The organism is Collinsella aerofaciens (assembly GCF_009876115.1).
Taxonomy (GTDB): domain Bacteria; phylum Actinomycetota; class Coriobacteriia; order Coriobacteriales; family Coriobacteriaceae; genus Collinsella; species Collinsella aerofaciens_N.
Genome location: NZ_WWSY01000022.1, coordinates 11,304 through 30,301 on the forward strand (window position 1 = coordinate 11,304; position 18,998 = coordinate 30,301).

Annotated in this window: 24 protein-coding genes; 1 reads left to right on the plus strand and 23 read right to left on the minus strand. The window is 59.7% G+C overall.

Annotated elements, in window-relative coordinates:
* Positions 1-326 precede the first annotated feature (326 nt).
* On the minus strand, positions 327-1,538 hold the full coding sequence (tyrS, locus tag GT571_RS09230; protein ID WP_192934691.1) for a tyrosine--tRNA ligase: 1,212 nt from the start codon (positions 1,536-1,538) through the stop codon (positions 327-329).
* Positions 1,539-1,634: 96 nt separating this feature from the next.
* A complete protein-coding gene (locus GT571_RS09235) occupies positions 1,635-3,593 on the minus strand; it encodes a U32 family peptidase (RefSeq protein ID WP_161156842.1) in 1,959 nt (652 codons plus the stop codon).
* Between the two features lie 162 nt (positions 3,594-3,755).
* Here GT571_RS09235 and GT571_RS09240 point away from each other — a divergent pair, with 162 nt between their 5' ends.
* Positions 3,756-5,984, plus strand: coding sequence for a transglycosylase domain-containing protein (locus GT571_RS09240; protein WP_161156844.1), 2,229 nt, complete (start codon positions 3,756-3,758; stop codon positions 5,982-5,984).
* Positions 5,985-6,174: 190 nt separating this feature from the next.
* Here GT571_RS09240 and GT571_RS09245 read toward each other — a convergent pair whose 3' ends face one another.
* The 21 genes from GT571_RS09245 to rplE form a co-directional block, all read right to left on the minus strand.
* Entirely contained in the window at positions 6,175-6,612 is a 438-nt protein-coding gene (locus GT571_RS09245) for an arginine repressor (RefSeq protein ID WP_006235280.1), read from the minus strand.
* Between the two features lie 132 nt (positions 6,613-6,744).
* Positions 6,745-7,743: a glycosyltransferase gene (locus GT571_RS09250; protein ID WP_204987222.1), complete on the minus strand. Its 999-nt coding sequence runs from the start codon at positions 7,741-7,743 to the stop codon at positions 6,745-6,747.
* Between the two features lie 203 nt (positions 7,744-7,946).
* Entirely contained in the window at positions 7,947-8,771 is an 825-nt protein-coding gene (truA, locus tag GT571_RS09255) for a tRNA pseudouridine(38-40) synthase TruA (protein ID WP_161156848.1), read from the minus strand.
* 93 nt (positions 8,772-8,864) lie between these two features.
* Positions 8,865-9,332: a 50S ribosomal protein L17 gene (gene rplQ, locus GT571_RS09260; protein WP_055287451.1), complete on the minus strand. Its 468-nt coding sequence runs from the start codon at positions 9,330-9,332 to the stop codon at positions 8,865-8,867.
* Positions 9,333-9,362: 30 nt separating this feature from the next.
* Positions 9,363-10,304, minus strand: a complete 942-nt coding sequence (locus tag GT571_RS09265) for a DNA-directed RNA polymerase subunit alpha (RefSeq protein WP_006235276.1) — start codon at positions 10,302-10,304, stop codon at positions 9,363-9,365.
* 32 nt (positions 10,305-10,336) lie between these two features.
* The gene (rpsD, locus tag GT571_RS09270) at positions 10,337-10,933 is read right to left on the minus strand and encodes a 30S ribosomal protein S4 (RefSeq protein WP_006235275.1); all 597 of its coding nucleotides are present in this window, start codon (positions 10,931-10,933) and stop codon (positions 10,337-10,339) included.
* A 19-nt stretch (positions 10,934-10,952) separates the two neighbouring features.
* Positions 10,953-11,357, minus strand: coding sequence for a 30S ribosomal protein S11 (gene rpsK / locus GT571_RS09275; protein ID WP_006235274.1), 405 nt, complete (start codon positions 11,355-11,357; stop codon positions 10,953-10,955).
* Between the two features lie 14 nt (positions 11,358-11,371).
* Complete coding sequence (rpsM, locus tag GT571_RS09280) at positions 11,372-11,746, minus strand: 30S ribosomal protein S13 (protein WP_022094275.1); 375 nt, start codon at positions 11,744-11,746, stop codon at positions 11,372-11,374.
* A gap of 14 nt (positions 11,747-11,760) precedes the next feature.
* Complete coding sequence (rpmJ, locus tag GT571_RS09285; RefSeq protein WP_006363204.1) at positions 11,761-11,874, minus strand: 50S ribosomal protein L36; 114 nt, start codon at positions 11,872-11,874, stop codon at positions 11,761-11,763.
* 150 nt (positions 11,875-12,024) lie between these two features.
* Complete coding sequence (infA, locus tag GT571_RS09290) at positions 12,025-12,243, minus strand: translation initiation factor IF-1 (RefSeq protein ID WP_035137443.1); 219 nt, start codon at positions 12,241-12,243, stop codon at positions 12,025-12,027.
* Positions 12,244-12,475: 232 nt separating this feature from the next.
* Positions 12,476-13,264: a type I methionyl aminopeptidase gene (gene map, locus GT571_RS09295; RefSeq protein ID WP_161156850.1), complete on the minus strand. Its 789-nt coding sequence runs from the start codon at positions 13,262-13,264 to the stop codon at positions 12,476-12,478.
* Positions 13,261-13,887: an adenylate kinase gene (locus tag GT571_RS09300; protein WP_161156852.1), complete on the minus strand. Its 627-nt coding sequence runs from the start codon at positions 13,885-13,887 to the stop codon at positions 13,261-13,263. The genes map and GT571_RS09300 overlap by 4 nt, the downstream gene beginning before the upstream one ends.
* An 18-nt stretch (positions 13,888-13,905) precedes the next feature.
* Positions 13,906-15,192, minus strand: a complete 1,287-nt coding sequence (gene secY, locus GT571_RS09305) for a preprotein translocase subunit SecY (RefSeq protein WP_035137447.1) — start codon at positions 15,190-15,192, stop codon at positions 13,906-13,908.
* Positions 15,186-15,635: a 50S ribosomal protein L15 gene (gene rplO / locus GT571_RS09310; protein WP_006235267.1), complete on the minus strand. Its 450-nt coding sequence runs from the start codon at positions 15,633-15,635 to the stop codon at positions 15,186-15,188. The genes secY and rplO overlap by 7 nt, the downstream gene beginning before the upstream one ends.
* A gap of 3 nt (positions 15,636-15,638) precedes the next feature.
* Positions 15,639-15,821, minus strand: coding sequence for a 50S ribosomal protein L30 (rpmD, locus tag GT571_RS09315; RefSeq protein WP_006235266.1), 183 nt, complete (start codon positions 15,819-15,821; stop codon positions 15,639-15,641).
* A 2-nt stretch (positions 15,822-15,823) separates the two neighbouring features.
* Positions 15,824-16,348: a 30S ribosomal protein S5 gene (gene rpsE, locus GT571_RS09320; RefSeq protein WP_022094279.1), complete on the minus strand. Its 525-nt coding sequence runs from the start codon at positions 16,346-16,348 to the stop codon at positions 15,824-15,826.
* Positions 16,349-16,362: 14 nt separating this feature from the next.
* Positions 16,363-16,731: a 50S ribosomal protein L18 gene (rplR, locus tag GT571_RS09325; RefSeq protein ID WP_055252235.1), complete on the minus strand. Its 369-nt coding sequence runs from the start codon at positions 16,729-16,731 to the stop codon at positions 16,363-16,365.
* 75 nt (positions 16,732-16,806) lie between these two features.
* Positions 16,807-17,343, minus strand: a complete 537-nt coding sequence (gene rplF, locus GT571_RS09330) for a 50S ribosomal protein L6 (protein ID WP_161156854.1) — start codon at positions 17,341-17,343, stop codon at positions 16,807-16,809.
* A gap of 33 nt (positions 17,344-17,376) precedes the next feature.
* Complete coding sequence (rpsH, locus tag GT571_RS09335) at positions 17,377-17,775, minus strand: 30S ribosomal protein S8 (protein WP_006235262.1); 399 nt, start codon at positions 17,773-17,775, stop codon at positions 17,377-17,379.
* A gap of 119 nt (positions 17,776-17,894) precedes the next feature.
* On the minus strand, positions 17,895-18,080 hold the full coding sequence (locus GT571_RS09340; RefSeq protein WP_022094280.1) for a type Z 30S ribosomal protein S14: 186 nt from the start codon (positions 18,078-18,080) through the stop codon (positions 17,895-17,897).
* A gap of 80 nt (positions 18,081-18,160) precedes the next feature.
* Positions 18,161-18,718 (minus strand): 50S ribosomal protein L5, encoded by a 558-nt coding sequence (gene rplE / locus GT571_RS09345; RefSeq protein WP_006235260.1) that lies wholly within the window; start codon positions 18,716-18,718, stop codon positions 18,161-18,163.
* Between the last annotated feature and the right edge of the window lie 280 nt (positions 18,719-18,998).

Consider the following 18,998-nt stretch of genomic DNA (forward strand, 5'->3'; position numbering starts at 1 on the left):
CCAATAGCCATTGTATGCCCAAACGATGGGTCAACAATGCGCCTCTCCGCTTAACGGCACACGCCGCTTGACGCAATGGGGACAGGTTGCTTTGCATTAATGGCAAGGATTGTCCCAAAGTGCCGGCACAGAAGGAACGTCCCAAAGTGCCAACAACGGAAGCGCCGATGTTTTGGCAACGACAGCGAGCGGGCCGCATTTGAGACAAGGTGACGTGAAACGAAAGGGCGCTGACCTTCTGGTCGCGCCCTTGAAGTTGAACGTCAGATTGTCCAAATGCGGCCCGCGCAGCGTCGGCCGGTCCGCCGTTCGTTAGAACGGCGGAACTAAATCAACTTGAAGCCCTTGCGCTTGCCTACGGAGAGGGTGTCGCCCAGCTTGAGGGCGCTGGGATCGATGTTATAGCTCTTGGGAGCCACGGCCTTGCCGTTGATCTTGACGCCGCCGCCGTCGATATCGCGACGAGCCTGGCCGGCGCTCGTCGAAAGACCCAGGTCCTTGAGCAGGCCGGCGAGGTAGATCTGGCCCTCGTCGTTAACAGTCAGCTCAACGTGCTTCTCGGGGAAGTCGGCAAGCTGACCCTCCTTGAACACGCGGTCGAACTCGGCCTGAGCCTCGTCGCCGGCACCGGCGCCGTGGTAGGTGTCGCACAGGTCGCGGCCCAGAGCGCGCTTGAGCTCGTAGGGGTCGGCAGAACCATCGGCCAGGGCGGCATCGATCTTGTCGACCTCGGCCGGGGTGAGCGAGCTGGCCAGACGATAGTACTTGCCGATCATCTCGTCGGGAATGGACATGGTCTTGCCGAACATGTCCTTGGGCGCGTCGGTCAGGCCGATGTAGTTACCGTAGGACTTGGACATCTTACGAACGCCATCGGTGCCCTCGAGCAGCGGCATGGTGAGCGCGATCTGGGGCTCCATGCCCATCTTCTCCATGAGCTCACGGCCGGCGAGCAGGTTGAAGAGCTGATCGGTGCCGCCCATCTCCACGTCGGCCTTGATCTGCACGGAGTCGAAAGCCTGCATCACGGGATACAGGAACTCATGCAGGGCGATCGGCGTCTGAGACTGGTAGCGCTTGGTAAAGTCGTCGCGCTCAAGAATGCGGGCGACGGTGAACTTGGAGCACACCTGCAGCAGACCGGCCAGATCCATCGAAAGAATCCAGTCACCGTTGTGCACGATGGTGGTCTTCTCGGGATCCAGGATCTTCATGGCCTGGCTCACGTAGGTCTCGGCATTGGCCTCGATCTGCTCCTGCGAAAGCTGCGGACGGGTGGAATTCTTGCCCGAAGGGTCGCCAATCAACGCGGTACCGTTGCCGATGATGAGGGTGACGTTGTGGCCCAGGTCCTGGAACTGACGCATCTTGCGCAGCGGCACGGCGTGGCCCAGGTGCAGGTCGGGGCTGGTGGGGTCGACGCCGAGCTTGATGTTGAGGGGCTCGCCCTTCTCAAGCTTCTTGCGAAGGTCGGCCTCGGGAACGATCTGCGCGGCGCCCGAGGTGATGATACGCATTTGCTCGTCAACAGACAGCATTGGGTATCCTCCTTTTGCTATAGCACCCTCGCCGAAAACGGCGGTGCTGGAAGTCCATAAACTCTCTTATGATAACAAACTGACGCGACGCAGCACCTACGACAGGAAAATCCTCGTCCTGCCGCATGCGTCAATGGCAACTGGCAGACGTGTACCGTCACGCTCGACCAGATAGCGTACCTGCCGACGACGCAAGCAGTCGCGGCAACGAACCTGTCCCGTCGCATCGGTGGCGCAGACGCCCTCGGCGGTCAGCAGGCAGTGCTCGCACACCATAAGCTCGGGACGGTCGGCGTCGACCGGACCCAAGACGCCGGGTTCAGCGGCCAGTTCGGCAATACGCTCCGCATCATTGCCGAGCAACTCCGCCGGCAAGCACACCCGCCCCGCACCGAGTCCGCGCAGCCAGGTAAGCGTGGCCCGATTCGCGCAGAACACCGGCGCCGCCACGTCAAACGTCACGCCCAGCTCGCGAGCGATCACCACCTGTCCCAGGTTGCGGCAGACGACGCGCCCGGCACGCTGTATCAGTGAGCGGGTCCAGTCAGCGTCACCCGTGCGGCACACCTCGTCAAGCACCACAACGGCGTCGGACAAATCAAGTTCTCCGCGCGGGTCGGCATCCATCAGCTGCCAAGCAAAAACCATGCGAGTGGGAACCGCGCACTCCACCAACTCCGTGGACGCACCGCCATCCACCGCAACGCCCTCAAAGGGCAGCACCTCAACGGCACGCGCAACGGGCGCAATCGCATCCGCCTCGGCCCGCATGCGCTCCAACACCGCCGCCGTCTGATCCAACACGCCGGCGCTGCGAATCAGGTACACCTCGCAGCCCGTGTCCACCTTACGCTTGCAATGCACGACGACGCGCTTCCCCGCTGCGGTATCCACCGGGCAGGGCACCTGCGGCCAGCGCTTGGGCACATCGGGACGCGCGTCGACACCCGGATAAAACCGAATCTCGAGCGTGTCACCCGCCGCCGCGGCGGCGTCGAGCTCAACGGTCACCTCTTCGTGGCCCACAGCGACCAAGCGCCCCACGCGCACGCCCTGGTTAATTGCGCGCTCAAAGCTCATCAGCTCGGCACCCGAACGCCCTCGCAGGTACGCATCGGTAAACCCACGGTTAAACGACCTTCCCAGCTCGCGCTCAAGCTCTTCCACGGCATCGGGGTCCCACGCGCCGTCGCACAGCATATCGAGTGCCCGGCGCCACGCCCGCACCACGTTGAATACGTAATCGGGGTTCTTCATGCGCCCCTCGATTTTGAGCGACGCCACGCCGGCATCTACAAGCTCGGGCAGATGCGCAATACCCAGATAGTCGCGCGGGCACAACAGGCGATCCCCTTCGACGGCGACAACGCTCTGCCCAGCCTCGTCCACCAAGTCATAGGATAGACGGCACGGCTGCGTGCAATCACCGCGCATCGCAGAGCGGCCACGTCGAAGGGCAGAGAACTCGCACGCCCCCGAATAGCCGATGCAAATCGCACCGTGGCAGAATACCTCGATGGGCACACCCGTGGCACATAGCGCCGCAATCTCGTCGACCGTCAGCTCGCGTGCCGTCGTCACGCGCTCGACCCCCAGCTCATCGGCGGCAAGCCGCACGGCGCCTTCGCTATGAACGCCCGCCTGCGTGGACAGGTGAATCTCGACCCCGGGAATCGCCGTGCGCAGTACACAAGCCAGCCCGGCATCGGCGACAATCAGAGCATCGGCACCCAGCTCCAGTGCATGAGCTCCCAACACCACCGCGTCGGACAGCTCATCGTCAAACACGAACACGTTGAGCGTCGCGTACACACGCACGCCATGGGCATGCGCCACGGCACAACCGCGCGCAAACTCGTCATCCGTAAAGCCATGGGCGCTCACACGGGCGTTAAAGCCGCCCAACCCCGCATAGATGGCATCGGCGCCCGCGGCGATGGCCGCAAGCATCTGGTCGAGCCCGCCCGCCGGCGCCAGCAGCTCGGGCAGCGCCGCACCGGCAGCATCCAATCCAGTCTTGTATTGTCCGCTCGGCTCCATCGTCCGAATCGCCATCGACAAACTCCTTACCAAGGTATGCATTCACTCTGAAAAATGCCGTCTTCCAGCATACACGAGGCCTCGCGCGCCCCGTTTGGTTTATCGTGTAATAACTTATGTCCATCCTGCCCCGACGGCACATCCGCCGTCCGGCACGACATACCTGGAGGTCAATATATGGGTCCTCGCCAACGACAGGGACGCAGCCGTTCAAAGACGCACGCCCTGCCCATAATCCTGCTCTCGTTTTTGGGCTTTTTGCTTATCGCGGGCGTGGCATTTGGCATCGGCATGGTCGGCAACGTCAACCGCTGGCTGTCCGATCTGCCCGACTACACCGACGCCAACGCGTATCTGGTGAGCGAGCCCACCGAGATCGTCGACTGCAACGGCAACAAGATCGCGAGCTTCTACACGCAAAACCGCAAGTCCATCACCAAGGACGAGGTCTCCCCCTACGTGCTGCAGGGCACCGTTGACGTCGAGGACGAGCGCTTCTACGAGCACGGCGGTATCGACCTGTGGGGTATCGCGCGTGCTGCGGTGGCAACCCTCGGCGGCGGGCACGAAGGCGCCTCGACTATCACCCAGCAGCTGGTGCGCAACACCATCCTGCAGGAGGAGCAGTTCGACTCGACCATCGAGCGTAAGGTGCGCGAGGCCTACATCGCCGTCAAGATGGAGGACATGTACTCCAAAGACGAGATCCTCATGATGTACCTCAACACCATCTATTACGGTCACGGCGCCTACGGTATTGAGGCCGCCGCCGAGACCTACCTGTCCAAGAGCGCCGCCGACCTCACCCTGAGCGAGGCCGCGCTGCTCATCGGCCTTCCCAACTCGCCCTCGCAGTACGACCCCACGGTCAACCCCGACCTGGCGCTGTCCCGTCGCAACAAGGTCCTTGACAACATGTTGCGCCTGGGCCACATCACGCAGGAGGAGCACGATGCCGCACAGGCCGAGCCCATCACCCTCAACGTGACCGAGATTTCGGGCAGCGGCGTCGACGTATACTCGCAGCCCTACTTTGTCGCCTATGTTAAGCAGCTGCTGGAGCAGGAGTTCTCGACCGACGTGCTCTTTAAGGGCGGTCTGACCGTCAAGACCACCATCGACCCCACGATGCAGCAGGTGGCAGAGAATGCCGTTCGCGAGCAGCTCGACACGCTCTCGCTCGACGGCCTGGACATGGGCATGGTCGTCGTCGATCCCAAGACCGGCTACATCAAGTGCATGGTGGGCGGCTACGACTACAACGCCGACGAGAACCACGTAAACCATGCCACGGCCAAGCGTCCCGTCGGCTCCACCTTTAAGGCCTTTACACTGGCAACTGCCATCCAAAACGGCATGAACCCCAACGTCACCCTCAACTGCAACTCGCCGCTCAAGGCCAAGGGCACCACGACCGAGGTCCAAAACTACGCCAACCATAGCTATGGCAACATCACGCTTAAGCAGGCGACGGCATACTCCTCCAACACCGGCTACATCCAGGTGGCGGAAGCCGTCGGCAACAGCAAGATCATCTCGCTCGTCAAAAAGCTCGGCATCGACCCCGCCAAGGACAACATCGAGGACGTTCCCGTCATGACGCTCGGCACCGGCTCGATCTCGCCGCTCGAGATGGCCGCCGCCTACGCGACGTTTGCCAACGGCGGCTACTATCGCCAGCCGATCGCCATCACCGAGATTGACTCTCGTACCGGTTCGGTGCTGTACCAGCACACCGACAATCCCTCACAGGTGCTTACCGAGGGCGAGGCCGCCGCGGTCACCGATGTTCTGTCCGGCGTCATGCAGGGCGGCGGTACGGGTGCTGCCGGTGCCCTGAGCGTCAACCAGCCCTATGCCGGCAAGACGGGCACCACCGACAACACCACCAACCTGTGGTTCTGCGGCTATACCCCGCAGCTGGCGTGCGCCCTGTGGACCGGCTATTCCGCGGGCGAGATCCCCATCCAAAAATACGGCACAGACCTGCTGGGCGACAGCACCAACCTGCCTGTCTTTAAGCGGTTTATGAACACCGTTCTGACCGGTACCGAGCGCGAGGAGTTTGCGACCGGAACGGCGCCCACCTACAAGAACAACAGCGTCTGGAAGTTCTACGGCACCAACAACTCCAAGAAGACGGAGAACGACGACAAGGACGAGAACGAGGACGAAGAGGAAACCACCACAACGACTACCACGACGACCACGACCACCGAGACCACGGGCGGCGACACCACCGGCGGCACCGGTACGACCGGTGGCTCGACGGGCGGCTCCACTGGTGGTTCGACCGGCGGCGATGGCGGCACGCCTACGCCTACGCCTACGCCTACGCCTACGCCTACGCCTACGCCTACGCCCACTCCCGACCCCTCGCCCACGCCTGACGATACGGTCGGCTAGAAATCATCCGGCCATAAGCAACAAGGCCCCCGAGCAGCCTATTGAACTGCTCGGGGGCCTTTTAGTTTGAAGCGACCTGGTGGGCGGTCTTTATACCGGCGAACAAAAAAAGGGGGGTACCGACCAACGTCGATACCCCTTACAAGCCACTATGTCAGCGCGCACGGTGCCGAGCGCACGACCCGCACGCCTACTTGCGAGAATTGCTCAGCTTATTGATCAGTGCCTCAAGACGCTCGCCGTCCTCGGCCGTCTGGGCAATAACCAAAATCGTATCGTTGCCGGCAAGCGAGCCAAGCACATCGGGCAGCTCTGCCGCATCAACGGCGGCGGCGATACCGGAAGCCGTGCCAGGCTGAGCCTTGATCATAACCAGATTATCGGTGCGCAGAACGCCCGTTACGAGCTCGGAAACCATACGCTGCAGGTGCAGGTCCTCTGCCAGAACATAGATGCCCTCAGGGAGCTTACGCAGCCCCATATCGGCAATATCGCGAGAGACAGTCGCCTGCGTGCAATCAAAGCCCATAGCGCGGAGCTCATCGACCAGCACGCGCTGCGTACGGACGTCCTTATTGCGCACAATATCTCTAATGGCATCCTGGCGCCCATTGCGTTTTTTAGCCATACAAACCCTCTCTCCAAAAGATGGCGGAGACAATCAATCAGTGATTGAATAGTTTAACGCTATTTGAAGGCTTTTGTGTATAAGAACGCATTTCGAAACAATTCTATGCAAGTTTGTTTCGAAATGAGCCGTTTAGGCGGTTTTTGCGCCCGTCCGGTTAAGAAAAGCTGCCAGATGCGTACACATCACGCAGCGCGCGGGCTTGGCGCTGGCGATCGGCCCAAACAACAGACCGAGCCCCCGATGGTTATCCTTGAGCGCGGCGACCATCTGACGGGTTCGAGGCGCATCGAGCATATCACGCATGCGGGCGGAACGCTCGATTGACGACACCCCATGCGGGCTCAGACACAAATTCTCGATGCAGGCGACCAGTCCGGCAAAGTAGAACTTTTGGCTTGCCAGCTTGAGCCGACCACCGCTGTCTGCTTCCGAGAGTGAGTCCGCAAGCTCGTCGAGCGCTCGAGTGTCATCGGATACCTTGGCATACATGGTGGGATCAAAGGCATCTGTAAGTTTAGGTGCCGCCGTGTGGAAACAAGCATCGCCGCAGCCGGACACGCATCGTGTCTGCGAAAGCGCGTATGCCATAAACCCAACTGTGCGAAACACCTTGTCGCACAAAAAGCATGCCTCAAACAGCGAGCGGCTGTACATCACGCCAGAGGTCTGAACGACTAGGCCGCCTAAAATCAACTGAGGCAGCCCGGCCACCATCGAAGATTTGCTATCAATGGAAATATGAGCAGCATCCAAGACGCGCGAATGGCGCTCTCGATGTGCATCATAGCGGTCGAGCGACACCGTGGGGAGCACTATGTCTGCCGTAGTATCGCACGCGATATCGACCATCTTGGAAAGGGACTGCGGAGCAAACCACTCATCGGCGTTCATAGCGATGATTTGAGAGCCGCGCGAGGCAGCAAAACCGGCACGAAGACAAGCGCCGCGCTTCGCGTCCTCGACGTCAATCAAATCAATATGGATGTCCCTGTCGGCAGCAACTTGAAGCGAATGTCGCACACCGGGCGCAGCATCGCGGCAGACAACGACAATCTGCAAATCGTAGAGGTCTTGGTTCTGGATACTCTCGAGCGCACGCATCGCATAGCTGGGCGAACCTTCTACCACAAGGATCACCGAAAGTCGCGGATGCGAGCCACGTCGAACCAAGTTATCCGTCCTCTCGACAGCAGTGAATCAAACTGTCGTTCATGGTACACCCCGGCAATAAAAGCAATGAGACACCGGTTGTATTGCACGCCAAGAACAGATGTTGCACACGCGCAGCCCACAGATGACAGGTGTCGACGCACGACGCGTCGAGCCCTCCCCTAGTCGAGCACGATAAGCTCGGCGGGATCGTAATCCACGCCCATAAACGTAAGGCCGCAGGCAGGAGCCGTGGGGCCCGCAGCGGTACGGTCGCAAGCATCGATGACCTCGCGCATCCACTCGGGTTCACGGCGATGCATGCCAATCTCGACAAGCGTGCCCACGATCGTGCGGACCATCGAATGCAGAAACGCATTGCCCTCGATGGTAAACGTCAGGATGTCCTCGCCAAACGCAACCTCATGGCCAAACTCGGCACGCATCACGCAGCGATGCGTGGGCTTGCCAACGGCAGACGCCACCTTGCAAAAGCTCTTGAAGTCCTGCTCGCCCAGCAGCGCGGGACAGGCCGCAGACATCGCCTCAACATCCAATGGGTAGCGGTGCCACCACACCGCACCGCGCGAAAGCACAGGGCGCGCGTCGCGATCGGCAATACGGTACGTATACGTACGGGAACGCGCATCAAAGCGTGCAGAAAAGCCTTTACGGGCCTTGTAGACCTCGTTTATGGCGATATCTTTGGGCAGGAGGGCATCCATAGCCCTCAGCCACCTACGGCGCGTCAAAGCCAACTCAGCGTCCGTTACGGGCACGCTGATGAACTGTGCCACCGCATGCACGCCGGCATCGGTACGCCCCGCACACGTCAGGTCGATCGGGCGGCGCAGGAGCGTCTCGATAGCGCGGCGCAACTCGCCCGCAACCGTCGTCTGACCGGGCTGCTCGGCAAAGCCGCTGTAGGACGAGCCATCGTAGGCCACGCGGAAAACGAGCGTGGCATCGAGCTCAGGAATCGAATTGAAATCAGACGGCGCGGTCATGGGCGCTCCCAACAAACAGGCAATGGCATTTCGATAAAAAAAAGAGGGGTACGCGAACGTACCCCTCGAATATAGCCTATGCAGACGGATTGTCTACTCAGCGGTCTCCTCAGCAGGAGCCTCCTCGGCAGCCTCGACCTTCTTGGGAGCAGCGGCCTTCTTGGGGGCCGGAGCAGCCTTCTTGGCCTTAGGCGTGCAAGGCTCGGTGACGAGCTCCATGATAACGATGGGAGCGTTGTCGCCCTTGCGGTTACCGAGCTTCATGATGCGGGTGTAACCGCCGTTGCGGTCCTGCCACATACCCTGGGCAGCCTTGTCGAAAATCTCGGCAACGAGCTGCTTATCGCCGAGCTTGGCGATAGCCAGACGACGAGAGTGCAGGTCGCCCTTCTTGGCCCAGGTGATGATCGGATCGACGACCGAACGCAGCGCCTTAGCGCGGGTCTCGGTGGTCTTGATGCGGTCGTTCTCGAAGAGGGCCTTAGCAAGGCTCTTCTTCATGGCCTTGGTGTGGCTCGCATCGGTGCCGAGCTTCAGGCCCTTCTTAACGTTGTGACGCATGGTCTAGTTTCTCCTCAAATATGCGAAGCATTAAGCCTTCAGGCTCAGGCCCATGGACTCAAGCTTGTCCTTCACTTCCTCGATCGACTTAACACCGAAGTTACGGATGTTGAGCAGATCGTTCTCCGAGAACTCAACGAGCTGACGGACCGAGTGAATGCTGGCGCGCTTAAGGCAGTTGTAGGAACGGACGGAAAGGTCCAAATCCTCGATTTGCTTGTCCAGCTCGGCGTTGTCGTTGGTGACCTCGGGAGCGAAGATCGAAGCCTCCTCCTCGACCTCGGGGGTCTCGGCAAGGTTCATAAAGGCGGCCATATGCTGGTTGATGATATTGGCAGCCTGGACCACGGCGTCGCGCGGGGCGATGGAGCCGTTGGTCTCGATCTCGAGGACAAGGCGGTCGTAGTCGGTGTGCTGACCGACACGGCAAGCCTCAACGAGCTTGGCGCAACGGGAAACCGGCGAGTACAGCGAGTCGACGTGGATCACACCGATGGGATCGTTGTCGCGCTTGTTGGCCTCGCCAGAAACATAGCCGCGGCCATAGCCGATGCGCATGCTCATGGTGAGATGGCCACCCTCGGTGAGCGTAGCAATGTGCTGCTCGGGGTTGACCAGCTCAAACTCGGACGGAATAAAGAAGTCCGCACCGGTGACCTCGCAGGGGCCGTCAACCGAGATGGTGGCGGTCGCCTCGTCGGTCGTGCCGAGAGCCCTGAAGACAAGACCCTTGACATTCAGGACGATGTCGGTGACATCCTCGACCATGTTAGGGATGGTCATGAACTCGTGCTGCGCACCATCGATCTGAATAGCCTCGACGGCGGCACCCTCGAGCGAGGACAGAAGTACGCGACGAAGGGAGTTACCCAGCGTATCGCCGTAGCCACGCTCGAGCGGCTCGACGGAGACACGAGCAGACGTCTCGTTGATCTCTTCGACCTGAACCTGAGGCCTAATGAATTCTGACATGTATTACCTCCAGCCTCAGCAGCCCGGATGGACTACTTAGAGTAGAGCTCGACGATGAGCTGCTCGTTGATATCACCGCTGATCTGCTCACGCGTCGGCAGAGCGAGCACGTTACCAGACAGCTTCTCGATATCGACCTCGAGCCAGCCAGGGACCTCAAAGCGCTCGGAGGAAATCAGAGCCTCCTTGATGGGGAGGAGGTCACGGAACTTCTCGCCGACAGCGACGACGTCGCCGGCCTTGACGCGATAGGACGGGATGTCCACGCGCTTGCCGTTCACGGTGAAGTGACCGTGACGGACGGACTGACGAGCCTCTTTGCGGGTGCGGGCGAAGCCAAGACGGAAGACGACGTTGTCGAGGCGAGACTCAAGGATAATCATGAGGTTCTCACCGGTGACGCCGTTCATCTTGCGGGCCTTATTGAAGTAGCCGTGGAACTGCTTCTCCAGAACGCCATAGATGAACTTGACCTTCTGCTTCTCACGCAGCTGCATGCCGTACTCAGATTCCTTGCGACGGCGCTTGGGCTGACGGATAGATTCCTTCTTGCTGCTGTAACCGAGCTCAGCGGGATCGATCCCGAGCTGACGGCAGCGCTTAAGAACAGGAGTCCTGTCGATTGCCATATTGATACGATCCTTTCAGTTACACGCGGCGACGCTTCTTGGGGCGGCAGCCGTTGTGCGGGATGGGGGTCTTGTCCTGGATGCTCGAGACCTCGAGGCCAGCAGCCTGGAGGGAGCGGATGGCGGTCTCACGACCGGAGCCGGGGCCCTTGACGAAGACGGAAACCTTCTTCATACCGTGCTCCATGGCCTGCTTGGCAGCAGCCTCGGCAGCCATCTGGGCAGCGAACGGCGTGGACTTACGGGAGCCCTTGAAGCCCACCTGGCCAGCCGACTTCCAGGAAATGACGTTGCCCTGGGGATCGGTGATCGAAACGATCGTGTTGTTGAACGTAGAACGAATGTGAGCCTGGCCCACGGAAATGTTCTTACGGTCCGCGCGCTTCAGACGGGCAGCGCGAACGTTCTTCTTAGCAGTAGCCATCTATCTAGCGCTCCTTATTTCTTCTTCTTAGCACCGATCTGACGCTTCGGGCCCTTGCGGGTACGAGCGTTAGTGTGGGTGCGCTGGCCGCGGACCGGGAGGCCCTTGCGGTGACGAAGGCCGCGGTTGCAGCCGATGTCCATAAGGCGCTTGACGTTCTGGTTGCGCTCACGGCGGAGGTCGCCCTCAACCATGATCTGGTTCTTATCGATATAATCGCGGATGGCGTTAACCTCATCCTCGGTGAGGTCCTTAACGCGCGTATCCACGTTAACGTTGCACTCGACGCAAATCTTCGTCGCAGTGGTGCGGCCGATGCCGTAAATGTAGGTCAGACCGATCTCAACGCGCTTCTCACGCGGGAGGTCGACACCATTAATACGGGCCAACGTAGTCTCCTCTCTTAACCCTGACGCTGCTTATGACGGGGGTTCTCGCAAATGACGAGGACCTTGCCATGGCGCCTAATGATTTTGCACTTATCGCACATCTTCTTGACCGAAGGACGTACCTTCATCGTTCTTCCTTTCGGTAGCGCTCAAACTACTTCCCTACTATCTACTCGCCCAGCCGCAGGCGTTTAAAACTATGGCTGGTCTTCACACACAATCCGACCGTAGGTTGAGCTAAGCCTGCAGTCGGAAATGGAGTGCGTGTATGCGTGCCGCTATTTGTAGCGATAGGTGATGCGGCCGCGGGTCAGGTCGTACGGGGAAAGCTCCACGACAACCCTGTCACCGGGGAGAATACGGATGTAATTCATTCGGATCTTGCCAGAAATGTTGCACAGAACCGAATGACCGTTCTCGAGCTCGACCTTAAACATGGCGTTGGGCAACGGTTCCTTTACCGTACCCTCGAGCTCAATTGCGTCTTCCTTCTTCACAAGCAATCATCTTTCTCTAGAAAACGACAGCGATTGAGTATTCTACAACACGTATGCACGCATCGTAATAACTTCGTAATGGCTCCACAACTAAGTGGAACTTGTTACATTTGAAATGTAAAACAAAGCCGTTCCCTGATGCCCAAGATCGCCTTGAAATGAGAAGGCATAGACCTTGGGGTCATGCCTTCGAAATTGAAAGGCGAGGTTGGGCATCAGGGGGCGGCGACTTTTACATTTCACCGCCTTGCAAGGAACACCAAGCACCTTGGGCATCCGTGGTGAGAATCACCGGACCGTCATTGGTAATGGCGACGGTGTTCTCGTAGTGCGCGGCGGGCAGGTGATCGTTGGTCGTAACAATCCAACCGTCGGAGCCCGTGCTCACATGGTTGGAACCCATCGTAACCATCGGCTCGATGGCAATGACCATGCCGGCCTGGAGGCGAACGCCCCTCCCCTTCTTTCCATAGTTAGGAACATTGGGGTCCTCGTGCATCACGCGGCCAATGCCATGGCCCACATAATCACGAAGCACGCCGTAACCGTGAGACTCGGCGAGGAACTGAACGGCATAACCGACGTCCCCGATATGGTTACCGGGAACAGCCTGCTCGATGGCAGCCTTAAGGCAATCACGCGTGACCTCGCACAAAGCCTTGGCTTCGGGCGTGGGGGTGCCGACGAAAAACGTCCAAGCGTTATCGCCGACCCAACCGTCGACAACGGCTCCCGTATCGATGGAGATGATATCGCCATCGCGCAGGATCATGTCGGGGTTGGGAATACCGTGGACCACGGCATCGTTGATCGATGCGCAAATGGTCCCCGGGAACCCGCCATAACCCTTAAAGGCCGGGGTGCCGCCATGCATGCGGATAATCTGCTCCGCGAGCTGATCGAGCTCAAAAGTCGAAACGCCGGGGCGCACCATGGCTCCAACGTGGCGGAGCGCCATCTTAGATAGCGCTCCTGCCTTCTTCATCTGCTCGATTTGCGTTGCAGACTTAATCTTGATCATAGACCGAGAGCCTCTTTGACATCCCCGTACACGGTCTCGCGAGCCTGGTCACCGTTGACCGACTTGAGCAGACCCTGGCCACGATAGTAGTCAACGAGCGGGCTCGTGGACTTCTCGTAGACGTCGAGACGGTTCTTAATGGTATCGGGCTTGTCGTCGTCGCGCTGATACATCTCGCCACCACACTTGGGGCAGGTAGCATCGGCAGCGGTGCCGGTGTAACCGCAGGCGCGGCAGGTGCGACGCGAAGACAGACGGTCGATGATGACCTCGGGGGCCACGTCGACCAGAAGGGCGCAGTCGATCTCGCGACCCATGGCGGAGAGCTCGGAATCGAGCGTCACAGCCTGGGCGGTGTTGCGCGGGAAGCCGTCGAGGATGAAGCCCTGCTGGGCGTCATCGGCGGCAAGGCGCTCCTTGACAAGGTCGATCACGAGCTGGTCGGGAACGAGCTCGCCAGCGTCCATGTACTTCTTAGCCTGAATACCAAGCTCGGTGCCACTCTTGACGGCAGCACGCAGCAGGTCGCCCGTGGAAATATGGGCGACGCCAAACTCGGCGACGAGCTCCTGTGCGACGGTGCCCTTACCGGCACCCGGAGCTCCGAGCAATACGAGGTTCATGAGCAATCCTCCTCTAGCCTATTTAAAGAATCCATCGTAATCATACATCTTGATCTGGCCTTCGAGCTTATCGACCGTGTCGAGCACGACGCCGACCATGATGAGGATGGACGTGCCGCCAAATGCCTGAATCAGATGGTTACCCGTGAAGGAGAAGATGATCGAAGGCACGATGGCGATGAGCGCCAAAAAGACAGCGCTGGGAAGCGTGATCTTGTTGAGCGCGTTCTTGATGTAGGCCGCGGTAGCCCTACCCGGACGGACGCCCGGAATAAAGCCGCCCTGCTTCTTAAGGTTATCGGCCGTGTCATCGGGGTTGAACACCATGGAGGTGTAGAAGTACGCGAAGAACACGATGAGGACAACGTTAAGCACCCAGTTGAGCCAACCGGTCGAAAGCGCGGAGGCAACTGCCTGAATCCAGCCGATGCCGGGGAAGAACACGGCAATCTGAGCCGGGAAGTACAGCAGCGCCGAAGCGAAGATGATCGGCACGACACCCGCGGTGTTGACCTTGATGGGCAGGTAGGTGGTCTGGCCACCCATCATGCGACGGCCCACGACGCGCTTAGCGTAGGAGACCGGGATGCGGCGCTGGCCGCGCTCAAGGAAAACAATCAGCGGGATAACCAGCAGGATGATGGCGCAGATGATCACCATGGTGATGATGCCACCGGCATTGCCCTCGGTGCTGGAGAAGATAGCCTGCGGCAGACCGGCCATGATGTTCGCGAAGATGATCAGCGACATGCCATTGCCGATACCGCGCTGGGTGATGAGCTCACCAATCCACATGATCAGCATGGCGCCCGCGGTGAGCGTACCGACGATCATGAGGTCGAAGATGATCTCGGGAGCGCCGGCGCCATTGAAGCTGATGCCGAAGCTCTTAAAGAGGAAGAGGTAACCCACGGAGTTGAGGATTGCCAGAGCAAGGGTGAGGTAACGCGAATACTGCGTAATCTTGGTCTGACCGACCTCGCCCTCGCGGGCAAGCTCATGCAGGGAAGGCACGACGGCCTGGAGCATCTGGAGGATGATCGAGCTGGTGATGTAAGGCATGATGCCCAGCGAAAACACCGACACATAGCTCAACGCGCCGCCAGAGAAAAGATTCAGGAGGGCCATAGCACCTGCGGCGACCGAATTGTTATCGGTCGAGAAAAGGCCCAGCATCCCCTGGAAGGGAATGCCGGGCACAGGAACGTGCGCACCAATGCGGTACACGACGAGCATAGCTATGGTAAAAAGAATCTTTTCGCGCAATTCTTTGATGCGGAAAGCATTCTTAAGACCATTTAGCACGGCAGCTCGACCTTTCCGCCGGCGGCCTCGATCTTGGCCTGCGCAGAAGCGCTGACCTTGTCGACCTTGACCGTGAACTTCTTGGTGAGCTCACCATTGCCGAGCACCTTGACGGGCTCGAACTCGCTCTTGGTGATGCGAGCGGCCTTAAGAGCGGCACCGTCGATCACAGCGCCATCCTCGAACTTGCGCTCGAGACGCTCGACGTTAACAGCGGTGTACTCGATACGACGGGGGTTGCGGAAGCCCGGAAGCTTGGGCAGGCGCATAGCCAGCGGAGTCTGGCCACCCTCGAAGCCGGCACCCTTGGTGCCGCCAGAGCGGGAACCCTGGCCCTTCTGACCGCGGCCAGAAGTGGTGCCGTGACCCGAAGAATTGCCACGGCCGACGCGCTTGCGGTTCTTGGTGGAACCGGGCGCGGGAGTAAGATCGTGAAGCTGCATTTGCTACTCCTCTACAATCTCGACAAGGTGCTTGACCTTGAAGATCATGCCGCGGACGGACTCGTTGTCAGCAATCTCGCGAACCTCGCGGATCCTGTGGAGACCGAGGGCACGGACAGTACGGACCTGGTCCTGCTTGCAACCGTTGGTGCTGCGGACCTGCTTGATCTTGATGGTGTCAGCCATGCTTAGTTCTCCTTACCGACGAACATCTCGGAGACCGTCAGGCCACGGCGAGCCGCGACGTCCTCAGGGCTGGAGAGCTCCTTGAGGCCCTCGACGGCAGCCTTGATGATGTTGAGGCCGTTGTCGGTACCGAGGGACTTGGACAGGACGTTCTTGATGCCAGCAAGCTCGAAGAGGGGACGCACAGCGCCGCCGGCGATAACGCCGGTACCCTCGACAGCGGGCTTGATGATGATACGGCCGGCACCAAAGTGGCCGAGAACCTCGTGCGGAATGGTGCCCTGATCGGTCACCGGCACGTGGAACATGTTCTTCTTGGCATCGAGAGACGCCTTGGAGATGGCCATGGGCACCTCAGCGGACTTGCCCATGCCAACGCCAACGTTGCCCTTGCCGTCGCCAACGACGACGAGAGCGACGAGGCTCATGCGACGACCACCCTTGACGGTCTTCGACACGCGGTTGATGTAAACGACGCGCTCCTCGAACTCGGAGGCCTCGCGCTGCTGCTTCTGATTACGAGCCATGTGCTACATACCTCCTAGAACTCGAGACCGGCGGCACGAGCACCGTCGGCGAGGGCCTTGACGCGGCCATGGTAGATACGGCCACCACGATCGAAAGCGACCTTGGTGATGCCGGCCTCGATGGCACGCTTGCCAACGAGCTGACCGACCTTCTCCGCAGCCTCCTTGTTCGAGGTGTGGGTGCCCTTGAACTCGGCCTCGAGGGTCGAGGCGGAGACGAGCGTCAGGCTGGAGCCCTTGCTGTCGTCGATGATCTGGGCATAGATGTTGGCGTTGGTACGGGTCACGCGAAGACGCGGACGCTCGGCGGTACCCGAGACCTTGCCGCGAACACGACGCTGACGACGCTTGAGGCCTTCCAGCTTCGCCTTATGCTTGTTCATACGTAAACTCCTAAAAAGGTTGAACTTGCCAGCACCTAACGGGGTGCTGGTCTTATGCGAGTAAGTCGGTTACGACTACTTGGCGGCCTTACCCAGCTTGCGGCGGATGTGCTCGCCAACATAGTGGATACCCTTGCCCTTGTAAGGCTCGGGAGGACGATGACCGCGAATCTCAGCGGCGACCTGACCGACCTGCTGCTTGTTGATACCCTTGACGTTCACGTGGGTGTTGTCGGGAACCTCGAAGGTGATGCCCTCGGGAGCCTCGACGATCACGGGGTGCGAGAAGCCCAGGGAGAACTCGAGGTTCTTGCCCTTCTGCTGCACGCGGTAACCGACGCCGGCGAGCTCGAGCTTCTTCTCGAAGCCCTCGGAAACGCCAACAACCATGTTGTGGATGAGGGCGCGGGTGAGGCCGTGGCGGGCACGGGTCTCACGCTCGTCGTCGGGACGGGAAACGGTGAGGACGTTGTCCTCGACGTTGACGGTGAGCTTCTCAAAAACATCGAGCTCGAGCTGGCCCTTGGGGCCCTTGACGGCAACGTTGTTGCCATTGACTGCCACTTCGACTCCGGCGGGAATCTGGACAGGCTTATTACCGATACGAGACACGGTGATCTCCTTTCCTTCTACCTACCGACCGAATTACCAGACGTAAGCGATGATCTCGCCGCCGACGTTGTGCTTGCGAGCATCGCGGTCGGTCATAACGCCATGGCTGGTGGAAATAATGGCGGTACCAAGGCCACCGCGGACGCGGGGCATGTCGGCAACGCCGGTGTACTTACGCAGGCCCGGCTTGGAAATGCGGCGGATGCCGTTGATGACCTTAGCCTTCTTGGGACCATACTTAAGCGTGATGTGCAGAGTCTTCTGGGGCACGGTGTCCTCGACATCGTAGCCCTCGATGTAGCCCTCCTCGTGCAGAACACGAGCGATCTCGACGAGCTTCTTGCTGCTCGGCATGGAGACCGTGGCCTTGTTCACAGAGTTAGCGTTACGGATGCGCGTAAGCATATCTGCGATCGGGTCTGTAAGGTTCATACAGATTCTCCTTCGTTCTTGATGAACACGTGCTCTTGGTTCTTCGCCGCCCTTAACGGCAAAGCCTATTTAGCGCGTTTTCCCTGTTCCAAACTGAAGCTTGAAACGCTGGTAGTGACTTACCAGCTGGCCTTCTTAACGCCGGGAAGCTCGCCCTTGAGTGCAAGCTCACGGAAGCAGACACGGCACAGGCCGAACTTGCGGTACACAGAGTGCGGACGGCCGCAGCGCTGGCAGCGCGTGTACTCACGAGTAGAGAACTTCTGCTTGCGATTGCACTTGACGATCATCGATGTCTTAGCCACTTATATCCTCCTCACATAGAGTATTGTTCGCCCCAAGCGCCGCCCCCCTTGTGGGAACGGCGCTTATAGGGCAGGTGAACCTATTTCTTGAACGGGAAACCGAAGGCGTCCAGAAGGGCCTTGGCCTCCTCATCGGTGTTGGCGGTGGTCACGAAAGTGATGTCCATACCACGCTGGTGATCGACGGAGTCGAAGTCGATCTCGGGGAAGATGAGCTGCTCGGTGACGCCCATGGAGAAGTTACCACGGCCGTCGAAGCTCTTGGCGGAGATGCCGCGGAAGTCGCGGATACGGGGGATCGCGACGGAGGTCAGACGATCGAAGAACTCCCACATACGGTCGCCACGCAGGGTAACCTTGCAGCCGATCGGCATACCAGCGCGCAGGCGGAAGGTAGCGATGGACTTGCGGGCACGGGTGATCATCGGCTGCTGGCCGGTGATGGCGCGCAGGTCGCGCACGGCACCGTCGATGGCCTTGGAATCGGTAGCGGCCTCGCCGACACCCATGTTCACGACGATCTTCTCAAACTTGGGGATCATCATGACGTTCTCGTACTGGAACTTGTCCTGAAGCTGCTGCTTGACCTCGTTGTTGTACTTGGTCTTCAGACGCGGCACATACTTCTCTTCTGCCATTGTTCACTCCTTCTTGGGGTTTTAAGCACGGGGCGTGGCCACGGTGGGTTGTCCTCGTGCCTCCTGGCTGCATCCGCGCCGCTCATGGCATTTCGCGGTTTGGACTCGACGCAGCAGGAGCCGACAAAACAATCGGTACTATACGCGCATTGGGTGCGTATTTCCAGAAAAACCTCGTCTGCCTGCACAACTCCACAACTCCCCCTTGATTCTCATCTTCATTGCAACAGCCTCAGGACTCAGCGCAACGCGTTGCGCTGAGTCCTGAGGCGCGAATCCG